Raw genomic sequence first — 10,249 nt, 5'->3', positions numbered from 1 at the left:
GACGGCGCGCGGCGAGGTCGGTCATCACCGCGTCGCCGTAGCTCTGGCCCGACAGGCTCGCCAGGCCGCCCGGCAGCGTCGCCGGGCCGGCCGCGTAGAGCGGGTCGAACACCCGCGCCCGCGCCGCGTCCGGCCGCGTGCCGGCGGCCGGGCGGGCGAGGTCGAGGGCCGCGCCCACGGCCCGGGCGTTGCCGGTCTGGGCGAGGCCGAGGCCGGCGAGGCTGCCGTAGGCGGCGGGCGTGACCACGAGGTCGAGGCCGGTGGCGGCGTAGAGCGCGTCGAGGCGCGTGCCCGCCGGCAGGCCCGCTGCCGGCTGGGCGAGCCCGCTGAACGAGCCCGACAGCCCGGCCTGCGCGGTGAGCACGCCGAAGCGCTGGCCGAGCGCGGGGGTGAAGCTGTTCGTGGCGTTGCCGGTGATGCCGCGCAGCTCCGGCACCAGGGTGCCGTTGGCCGAGACCGTACCGGTCGGGCCGAGCGCCAGCAGGCGGGCGTAGCTGCCCGCGCCGGTGCCGGTGCCCGGTCCGTCGATGTCGAGGCCGAGGCTGCTGCCGGGGGCGAACGCCACCGGGCCGAGCACGGTGAGCGTGCCGGGGGAGTTGCCCGGCCGCAGGGCGCCCGCGACCGTGACCGGGGCCGCGACGGTGCCGATGCCGCGCAGGGTGCCATTGGCCGCGACCGTGACCGGCGAGGTCCAGAGGCCGTTGAGGGAGAGCGTGCCGGCCTGGATTGTGGTCGGGCCGGAGAAGAGGCCGGGGCCGGTGAGCGTGAGCGTGCCGGGGCCGGCCTTGGTCAGGCTGGTCGGGCTCGCGGTCTCCAGGATGGCGCCGGCGTAGGTGGAGGCGGCCGCACTGGAGACCGTGAGGGCGCCGTTGCCCAGGACGGCGGCGGCCGGGCCGGCGAGGTCGGTGAGCGTGAGGGCGGTGCCGCCGAGGTCGAGGGCGCCGGTGTTGGTCAGGCCGGTGAGCCCGGCGAGCGGGCCGGTGATCTGCACGAGGCCGGTGTTGGTGAGCGTGCCGTTGAACTGCCCGGACAGGCGGGCGATGCCGGTGTTGGTCAGGTCGGCGGTGAGGGTGCCGTCGCTGGCGACGAGGCCGGCGTTGCTGAGGCCGCCGGAGGCGGTGAGGCTGGCGCTCTGGGCGACGGCGACGAGGCCGGCATTGGCGAGGGGGCCGGCGAGGCTGTAGCTGCCGCCCGTGGTGACGGCGAGCGTCGCGCCGGCGGCGTTGGCGAAGGGGCCGGTGCCGGCCACGGATCCGGCGACGGCGAGCAGGCCGGCATTGTTGGCGATGGCGCCGTCGATGCGGCCGGCGCTGGCGAGCACGGTGCCGGCATTGGTCAGGCCACCGCTGATCGTGCCGCTGGTGGCGAGGAGGCCGGTGTTGGCCACGCCGCCGCCGATGGCGCCGATGTTGCTCAGGATGCCGCTGCTGATGACGCCACCGCCGATGGCGCCGGTGTTGAGGGCGGTGCCGGTGTTGCTCAGTCCGCCCGCGAGGGTGCCGGCGTTGACCAAGCTGCCGCTGTTGGTCGCGCCGCCGCCGATGGTGCCGGTGTTGAGGGCCGTGCCGGTGTTGGTCAGGCCGCCCGCGACGGTGCCGCTGTTGGACAGCGTGCCGCTGTTGGCCACGCCGCCGGCGATCACGCCGCTGCTGAGCGCCGTGCCGGCATTGGTCGCACCTCCGGAGATGGTGCCGGTGTTGACCAGGAGGCCGGCATTGCTGACGCTGCTCTGGGTCCAGCCGGCATTGAGATAGGTGCCCGCACTCTGGACGGAGACCGGTGAGGTCAGGCTGCCGCTGGCGGACAGGAACAGGGTGCCGCCGGCGACGGTGGTCGGTCCGGCATAGGTGTTGGTGCCGGCGAGTTCGAGGGTGCCGAGCCCGACCTTGGTCAGGCCGCCGACGCCGGAGATGGCGTTGGCGAAGCGGCCGTAATAGGCCTGTCCGTTGTAGGTGGTGTTGACGGTCCAGTCGGAGGTGAACTGGCCCGGGCCGTCGATGGCCTTGCCGAGGTTGAGCAGGCCCCAGCCGAAGGTGGCGTTCGGGGCGTTGGCGGGCCCGTCGCCGAGATGGGTGGCGGTGGTGAACATGGTCTGGGCGATCTGCGGCGCCGTCAGGAACGGGAACGCCTGACGCAGGACAGCGGCGGCACCCGCTACGTGCGGCGCGGCCATCGAGGTGCCTTGCTTAGATCCGTAGTTTGAGCCGTTAAGCCCCGTTCCGACCTGGACGGTGGAGTAGATGTTTGTTCCCGGCGCTGCAATGCACCACGCCGCTGTGACACCGCACAGATTACTGAACCAGGCAATTCGGTTGCTGGAGTCAACTGCGACTACAGACATGATGTAGCCAGAAAGACTGGAGAAGTCGATCTTGCTCTGATCGACTGGTCCGACCGGAGCTACATCCACGCTTTCCATGTTGGCGGAGTTCAGTCCGCGGCGAGTGTAAAATTGGTAGATGCCGCTATTGGCATTTTCGGGCTTGATGAACGGGTATAGCGCGGCACCCGTCGGACTCGTCGTCACATCGGGTTGATCCAGACGTTCATTGCCAGCCGCAAACACCAAAAGCATGTCGCGGTCGACCGCCCGCTTTATCGCTCGATACTCATTAATATCGCCTAGCGTGTATTCTTGTGTCGTCAATCTCCGATAGGTTGGATTCGGAATGCCGTTACTATCGAATGGTTCGGAAACAGCAGGTCCATAGCTGCCATTTAAAACCCTAGCTTTCTGCTGAGCTGCGTAATCGATTGCATTTGCAGTATTCGTCAGGTCGAAGAGTGCTAGGAGCGTGCTGTCGAAAGCGACGCCCATCATACCCGTTCCGTTGCGGGCTGCTGCTATTGTTCCCGCTACATGGGTGCCGTGGCTTTTGGGGTCCGTGTCACCGAGAAGAAAAGGATCGTTTGGAGGAATGAAATTGCGGGAATATGGAGAAATACGGCCGAGGCGGTTATTAAATTCGGGATGATTCGGGTCAATGCCGCTATCAACAACAGCAACCAGGACGCCGTTTCCGGTGAAGCCGCGCGCATAGGCGGTCGCGGCGTTGATCGCTGCCAACCCCCAATCAGCCCGGTATTCGGGCGTGTCGAACTGCGCCGCCGTCAACGGAACGCCGAAGGCATCGAAGGTCGAGGGCGAGCGCGCCGGCACGGTCTGCGCCGCCACAGATCCCAGAGCCAGCGCGAGCGTCGCGAGCGAGCTGCCGACCAGCAATCCGAGCCGCACGGGGCCGCGCCGCCGGCTTCCGGCGCCCCCGCCCCGGCTCGGATCACAGGATCCGGTCACACGCTCTACATCGCTATACTGTTGGACCACCGGACTGACCCCCGTCATGCCTGCCGCAAGCTTTGCACGGGGGTTAGGAAATGCGGGTTTAACGGACTATCACATTGCGGCCACACTCGGTGCCGCGCGCGACGTCCTGAAACGGGGATCCCCCTTTCTGGAACGGATAGCCCCCCGCAATCGCGAGCTTGGCCGAGCGCCGCGGTTCGATGCGGCCAGATCGGGCCAAAACGGCGCCGGGACCAGCCCGCTCCCACGATGCGGCCACAGGCACTGGCGGAAGGTTCGCGCGGCGGTGAACCGGGGGGCCGACGCCCGTCGATTCCCCTCCGGTCCCGGCCGCCCTGAGACGGTCGGCGCCGCGCGCGTCATCGTCCGACGATCCTACCAGCGATAGGTGAGCGTCCCGAACACGCTCCGGCGGAACCCCTCGAAGACGTAGCCGGTGTAGAAGCCCGACGTGAAGTACCGCTGGTCGAAGATGTTGTTGGCGTTCACCGACAGGATTGCGCCCTTCCAGGCCGGGTTCAGCTGGGCGAGGTCGTAGTTCAGCGAGGCGTCGACGAGGGCGTAGGCCGGGATGCGATCGAAGTTGGTGGCGTCTGTCCGCTCGCCGACGTAGCGCACGCCCGCCCCCGCCCGGAAGCCGGCGAAGGGCGAGTTCAGCGGGAAGGTGTAGTCGGCGAAGAGGGACAGGGTGTTGTCCGGCGCGTTCGGCAGGCGATTGCCGACGAGCGCCGGGTTGGTCGCGTTCCGCGTGACCTTCGTGTCGAGGTGGGCGTAGCCGAAGATCAGGTTGAACCCGTCGAACAGGCTCGCCTTGCCCTCCAGTTCGAAGCCCCGCGACTCCGCCGCGCCGGTCACGATGAAGAAGCCGGGGTTGCGGGGATCGGCCAGGGGGATGTTGGTCTGCGTGATCTCGAAATACGACGCGGTGACGAGCGCGTTGGTGCCGGGCGGCTGCCACTTGACGCCGCCCTCGATCTGGCTGGCCTCGCGGGGCGGCAGCGCCGACCCGTCCGCCCGCTGGCCGGCGATCTGCGGGTTGAACGACGTCGAGTAGGCGGCGTAGGGCACGATTCCGGCGGCGAACTCGTAGCCCAGGGCGGCCCGGTAGCTCAGGGCCGAGAAGTTCTGGTTGTCGACCGTCGTCCGGTTGAGGGTCGCGACCGGCAGGTTCGGGAAGTTGAAGGTGGTCCGGACCTGCTGGTCGACCCAGTCGTTGCGCAGGCTCCCCGTGAGGATGAAGCCGTTCCACTTCATCTGGTCCTGGACATAGGCGCCCGTCTGCTGCTGGAGCGCCCGGGTCGAGACGTTCGTGCGCTGCGGGAAGGCGATGCCGAGGTTGTAGACCGGATTGTACAGGTCGATCAGGCGGTTCGCGGCGATCGTCGGGTAGCCGTTCGGGAAGGTCCGCGCGTCGCGGCGGTAGTAGTTCTGGAAGCCGACGCCGAAGACGACGTCGTGCTGGACGTCCCAGGTGTCGAAGCGCCCCTGGATATAGTTGTCGGTCAGGAGCCCCTGGCTCGACTGGTCGCGCAGGTACGGGAAGACCGAGACGGCGAGGAAACCGGGCGGCGTGAAGGCCGGGCTGGCGCCGACCGCGTCGAACTTCGAGGTGGTCTCGTAGGCCCGGAAGGCGGAGTGCAGCAGCCATCCCGGCGCGAAGCTGTGGTCGAGGATGTAGCCGATCTCCTTGTTCTCCAGGAGGCCGGTGTTGAAGTTCGGCTGCCCGACGAACGGGCTGCGCGGGAAGAAGCCGCGCGCGCTCGGCAGGATCGAGCCGACGATCGGCAGGCTCTGCTCCGAGCCGCCGCCGCGGTACTCGGCGTACTTGCCCAGCACCGTGAGCGACGTGTCGGCGTCCGGCCGCCAGGTCAGAGCCGGGGCGATGAAGGTCCGGTCATCCGGCGTGTACTTGACCTGGCTGTCGGCGTTGCGGACGAGGCCGGTCACCCGGTAGGCGAATTGCGGCGCCCCCTCGACCGGGCCGGACAGGTCGAAGCCGGCCTGGACGCGCCCGTAATTGCCGCCCTGGATGAACACCTCGTTGAACGGCACGAAGGTCGGGCGCTTCGAGACGAGGTTGATGATGCCGCCCGGCTGGCCCTGGCCGTAGAGGACCGAGATCGGCCCCTTCACGACGTCGATGCGCTCGTAGGCGTAGGGCTCGATGTTCTGGTCGAACGAGTTGAAGCCGTAGCGCAGGCCGTCCTCGTAGACGCTGTCGAAATTGTTGGCGTTGAACCCGCGCAGCGTGAAGGTCGGACCGCCCTGGCCGCCGGGATAGTCGACGGCCTGGACGTTGGGCGTGTAGGCGACCGCGAGGTTGACGTCCTGCACGCCCCGGACATTCAGCTCGTCGCGGGTGATGACGCTGACGGTGGCGGGCGTTTCCAGGATGGAATCGTTGCCCTTCGAGCCCGCCGTTGACCGGGTCGCGACGAAGCCCGTCGTCCCGAAGGTCGGCTGCTGGGCCTCGACCGAGAGCTCGTCGAGGGTGACCGACGCGGCGGCCGCCCCGACCGGCGTCGGCGCGTTCGAATCCCCCGGCGGCAGGGACGCCTGGGCGTAGCGCGGGTTCACGAGCGTGATCGTCGCGTGCTTCGCCGCGCGGTAGGTCAGCCCCGTCCCGTCGAGCAGCTGCGTCAGCGCCTCCAGGGGCAGGACGTCCCCCTCGACGCCCCGCGTCGCGAGGTTCTCGGTCAGCGCCGTCCGGTAGGCCAGCGACAGACCCGTCCGCGCGATGAGGCTCGCCAGGGCCGGCTCGAGGGGGCCGGGCGCGATCGAGAGCCGAACGCGCCGCTCCGAGAGCGCGCGCGGCGGCGCGGCATCGCCGGTGGCGACGGGCACGATGTTGAGCCGCTCGCCCGCCCGCACGAAGGTCGGGGTGATCGAACGGTCCTGCGCGGCCGACGCCTGCCCGAGCGCGATCAGGGACGCGCTCGCCAGGGCCGCACCGCGCCATGGACCGCCCGGCGCGCGGCCGAGCGTGCCGCCAAGATCCCACACTGCCATTCATGCCCCCGTTCCGCGGAGGGCGGCGCGCTTGGCGCGCGCTCCGTGGCCCTCACGGACAAACGACAATCGAGGCGCGAAACTCCTGACCTCCCCGCGTCGGTTTTTTCGCCTCGTCAGGCCGGCGGCCTGACGAGGACGAGGTACGGGGTCAGGCGCGTGACGCGCAGGCCCATCGTCGCGGCCAGAACGTCGAGCGCGTCGTCGGTGTCGCGGATGTCGAGCGTCCCGCTGAAGCGCTGCGCGCCGAGCCCCGAACCGAGCAGGACGATGCGCCCGCGCCGATAGCGGTTCAGGTCGGCCACGACCGCGGCGAGGGGCTGCCCCGTGACGACGAGCTTGCCCTCCCGCCACGCCGTGGCGCGCCCCACATCGCCGCGCTCGACCATCAGATGGCCGTCGGCGCTCCGGAGGGCGACCTCGCCGGCTCCGATGGTCACGGCGCCCGCGGTCGTCGACGCGTCCACGCGCCCCTCCGCCACGCCGACCGGTTCGGCGTCCCCGCCGGCCCGGACGAAGAAGCGCGTCCCCACAGCGCGCACCCGCAACCCGCCGCCGTAGACCACGAAGGGTCGGGCGCTGTCGGGCACGACATCGAACACCGCCTCGCCGCGCAGCAGGTGGACGTCGCGCGCGGCGGCCGTGAAGTGCAGGGCGAGCGCGGTGTCGGTGTTGAGGGCGGCGCGGCTGCCGTCGGGGAGCCGCGCCGTCTCGATGTCCCCGATCCCGGTCCAGACGTCGGCGCGGACACGGTCGAGGATCCCGCTCTCGTAGATGATGAATCCGGACAGGCCCAGCGCTGCCGCGAGACCGACGAGGCGCGTCGGTGGCGGCCGCCTGCGCCGGCGCGTATCGGGCACGCGCCCGGCGATGCCCCGCCACGCCTCCATCTCCGCGTAGGCCTCGGCATGGGCCGGGTCAGCGGCGCGCCAGGTCTCGAAGGCTGCCCGGTCGGCGTCGGTCGCGTCGGGGGAGGACAGGCGAACCACCCAGAACGCGGCCCGCGCGTAGATCGGGTCGTCCGCGGCCTCGTCGTCGCCCGCGGGCTTGCGCTCCTCCTCCATGTCGACCCGCTGCCCGCTCCGCCCGTCCGACCTATGAAGACCATCGAGGCCGCGAACTCCTGACGTGCCCGATCAGAAAAACTCGTGACACGCGCGGCGAATGTGCAGCAGCGCCTTGATGAGGTGCTTCTCGACCATGTTGCGGCTGACGCCGAGACGGACGGCGACCTCCCCGTTCGAGAGGCCCTCGACGGTGCTGAGCAGGAACGCCTCCCGGCAGCGCGGCGGCAGCCCGTCGATCGTTGCCGCCACGAGGCGCAGCTGCTCGCGGGCGATCACCTGCGTCTCGGTCTGGGCGTGCCCGTCCACGACGCTCGACAGTTCGAGATCGGTCATGGATCGGAAGAGGCGCGCTTCGAACCGGCGGCGCTTGCCGAGATTGGCGGCGACGTTGCGCGCGAGGTGGAACAGGAAGAGGCGCGGATGCTCCAAGTCGGTGGTCGTGAGTGCTTTGACGAGGCGAAGATACGTCTCCTGCGCGGCGTCGGCTGCGTCGGCAGGGTTCCCGAGTTTGCGAAGAAGGAACCGCTGGAGGTTCAGGTTCTCACTACGATGTAGGGCATCCAATGATACCGCCGCCATAACTCCAATCCTCAGGTGCCTCGCCGACGCACACGAGCGCGCGGCGCCGACTGATTAGACTGTCACGCCGAGGATAGATGCAAGCGTTCTGAACGCTTTTAGCCGATCTAAACTGATGCACCTGCTCTCAGCCAAACGCTTGTTCGGCCGCAACGAAACAGCGATGCGAATGCAGGGCCTTGAACTGGAATAGCTCTAGTAGAACGGCTGTTTTCCATGTTCTGTTGCAAATCTGCGGCATGGATCGGGGCATGCCGGTGGCGCTCTTGGACCCGGCTTCGCGCCGTTCGTGGTCGAGACGCGCTCAGCGTCCCGGGGCGGCCTTCCGTCAGCCGTCGAACGCCCACGTCCTCGACATGGTGCTCGAACCCGGCCGATCGCGGAGCCGCCCGTTCCGGCCACGCACCTTCGCCTCGCAACGCGGCCTGCACTCTGGCGCTGCGAGGGTCGGAAAAGGGTCGGACTTGGTCCGTGCGGCTATATCCGCTTCGCTACATCTGCCGTCCCACAGCAAAAATGGCGGCATTCCACCCGGAGCCGCCCTTCGGCTGTCGGCCCATCTCAGACGGTTACGCCCGTGGTGGGGACGCCGACAGGCGGACGTTCTGATCTCCTGGCCGTATCATGGAGGTGCGGTGCGTGACCGCGATGATGGTCAACCCGTCAACAAGGTCACGTAAGCCGTCCATGATGTGCCGCTCGGTCTCGTCGTCGAGGGCCGAACTGGCTTCGTCCAGAACGAGAATCGCCGGTTCGCCGTAGAGCGCCCGCGCGATGGCGATGCGCTGCCGTTCACCGCCCGACAGCTTGAGGCCCCGTTCGCCCACGACGGTCTCAAACCCTTCCGGCATGGCCTCGATGCGCGTGAGGATGGAGGCCTGCGCGGAGGCCCGGCGGAGGCGCTCCGCGTCGAACGGACGGCCCAGCACGATGTTGGCCGACAGCGTATCGTTGAGCAGTGTCACCTCTTGCGGCACGACGCCGACATGGTTGAACCAATCATCGCTCGCGATGCGAGTCAGGTCGGTTCCGTCGGCGAAGATGTGGCCGCCGCTCGGTTGCAACCCCTTCAACAGCAGGCGAACGACGGTTGATTTGCCTGCACCGGTCTCACCCGTAAGGAAGGTCGGCGTGCCGCGGCGAGCGACGAAGGAGAGGTCGGCAACGCCACGACCATTGGCGTAGCGAAAGCTGACGTTCTCGAAAGCGACGATGCCGAGGGACGGCCGGTAGGGCAGCGGATCGGCGGGCTCGAGCTCTTCCGGTGCTCTCCACATCATCGCTAAGGGCCGGAAGCGGGCCGCCGCTTCGACCGACTCCTTGATGGCCATGCCGACCATGTGGAACGGCTCATTCAACTGGATCAGCAACGTGTTGAAGAGCACGATGCCGCCAATCGAGATCAGGCCGCCCTCGAACCGGGGGACGAGGATCAGGAACGTGACGGTCAACTGCAAGGCTGCAGCGATGCCCAGAAGCCCACAGAAGGCGCTGCTCACCAGCGCGTAGCGCCGCAAATTCGCGAAGGCATCACCCGCGCTGGCAGTAAAGCGCTCGGTGATCCATCGTTCGCCGCGTGTCTGGCGCAGGGTGTCGATGACGGCGATGGCGTTGCCGACCAGGCGCGCATTGGCCTGACTTTGATTCATCGCCTCATTGAGAGCGGGTTTGACTTTGCCGATACGCGTGTAGTCGAGCGCGATCACGACCACGCCGTAGATGAATATGATCAGGGCTATGTCCCAGCTGACGAGGTTGCCGAGGACTAGGACGCTGAAGGCGATCTGGACGCATCCAGGGAGCAAGCCTCCGAGCCCGAGCTGGGTGATGAGGTTCAGCGTCTGGGTTCCCTGCTGACGGGCAGTCCCGATCTCCGCGGCGTTGTGCTCCAGGAAGAAGGCTGGCGTCTTGTGTAGGAGGCGCGCAAAGAAGGCCGTATTTGCAATGAACGATAGACGCTCCGCGCAAAGCACGATCAGGAACCGTGATCCTATGCCCAGAGCTTTCGCGCATCCGAACAGGAACGCGTAGGACATGAGGAGCGGGAGCGCGTCGGACCGCACTTGTCCGCGGGCCAGATCGTCGACGGCGCGTGAGAAAAGGTACGGAGCCGAGATCGAGGCCAATGCACCGAGCAAACTGGCCGAGATCACCGCGATGGTCGTCAGGCGGGCGTCACGCCAGTAGGCTCGCAGCAACGCGTTCAGAATCGATATCATTCGAAATTGCCAGGGAAAATCCTGAGGGCGATTTTCGAATCCCTCGCAAGCTTGAGGAATGCAAGATTTTT

5 protein-coding genes are annotated in these 10,249 nt (G+C 68.1%); all 5 read right to left on the bottom strand.

All coding sequences use genetic code 11. The features are described 5' to 3' along the window. Window positions 1–3,343: S8 family serine peptidase (locus BM314_RS31320; RefSeq protein ID WP_091981573.1), on the bottom strand; the 3,343-nt coding region annotated here is incomplete at its 3' end. A gap of 336 nt (window positions 3,344–3,679) precedes the next feature. Beyond that, entirely contained in the window at window positions 3,680–6,313 is a 2,634-nt protein-coding gene (locus tag BM314_RS27285) for a TonB-dependent siderophore receptor (protein WP_091981569.1), read from the bottom strand. Between the two features lie 116 nt (window positions 6,314–6,429). Next, window positions 6,430–7,377: a FecR family protein gene (locus BM314_RS27280; protein ID WP_091981566.1), complete on the bottom strand. Its 948-nt coding sequence runs from the start codon at window positions 7,375–7,377 to the stop codon at window positions 6,430–6,432. Between the two features lie 72 nt (window positions 7,378–7,449). Next, window positions 7,450–7,959 (bottom strand): RNA polymerase sigma factor, encoded by a 510-nt coding sequence (locus BM314_RS27275; protein ID WP_056524283.1) that lies wholly within the window; start codon window positions 7,957–7,959, stop codon window positions 7,450–7,452. 569 nt (window positions 7,960–8,528) lie between these two features. Then, entirely contained in the window at window positions 8,529–10,178 is a 1,650-nt protein-coding gene (locus tag BM314_RS27270; RefSeq protein ID WP_056524280.1) for an ABC transporter ATP-binding protein, read from the bottom strand. Window positions 10,179–10,249: the final 71 nt, after the last annotated feature.

Origin of the sequence: Methylobacterium sp. 13MFTsu3.1M2, from assembly GCF_900112625.1 — a bacterium.
GTDB lineage: Bacteria > Pseudomonadota > Alphaproteobacteria > Rhizobiales > Beijerinckiaceae > Methylobacterium.
This window is presented reverse-complemented; position numbering and strand designations above follow the sequence as displayed.